The following is an 834-nucleotide window of genomic DNA, read 5'->3' on the forward strand; positions in this document are numbered from 1 at the left end:
GACGCTGGCGCGCGCACTCGATTGCCTTCTCGATCAGGAAATAGTGGATTGGGAGGCGATCGTCGTCGACGACGCCTCCACGGACGCCACCGCCGCGATTGTCGCCGGTTATGTGGAGCACGATGCCCGGTTTCGGACGTTGAGCTCTTGCGCGTATAGCGCCGCCGGCGCGCGCAATAGCGGGATTTTGACAGCGCGCGGACGCTGGCTCATGTTCCTGGATGCGGACGATTGGGTGGACGCCGGCTTCCTTGCGAAAATGCTGGCCGCACTTGAAGCCGCACCAGATGCGGTCGCCGCTTATTGCGGTTCCCGGCGCGTGATGCCCGATGGCGAACCCACCCCGTCGAGCATCCCGACGGAGGTTGCGATCCAGCCCTTCGAAACATTCGCGCGCCGGTGCGCCATCCGCACTCACGCGCTGCTCGTCGACCGGAAGACAATTGTCGAGTTGGGCGGCTTCGATGTGTCGCTGCGCACCTGCGAGGACTGGGATCTGTGGCAGCGCCTGGCACGTCTAGGCAAACGTTGGGTGATGGTCGACGAGCCGCTCGCTTTCTATCGGACTGGCCCGAACTCGCTCACTCGCAATTCGATGCAGATGCTGGCCGATGCGGAAATCGTGATCGCCCGCGGCTTTTCTCCTGATCCCAGGGTCGACCAGCCAGCGTCGGCTCACGCAAACGGCGCGACCTCGGCAGACGGCAGCACCGCTTCCGAAGCACTCGCGTGGTTCGCTTTGTGGAACGCCGCATCGGATTGCGGCAGCGGCCGCCGCTCGATCAGCCCGCAGTCCCTGCGCGCGCTCCCGGCCGGACGTAAGTGGGCGCGTGA

Annotated in this window: 1 protein-coding gene; it reads left to right on the plus strand. The window is 65.2% G+C overall.

The genetic code is table 11. The annotated features are described in order from the left end of the window. Positions 1-834 (plus strand): glycosyltransferase family 2 protein (locus NMG70_RS31710; protein ID WP_254028135.1); only part of this gene is annotated, 834 nt, incomplete at both ends.

It is taken from the genome of Mesorhizobium ventifaucium, assembly GCF_935822925.1.
In the GTDB taxonomy this organism is placed as follows: Bacteria; Pseudomonadota; Alphaproteobacteria; order Rhizobiales; family Rhizobiaceae; genus Mesorhizobium; species Mesorhizobium ventifaucium.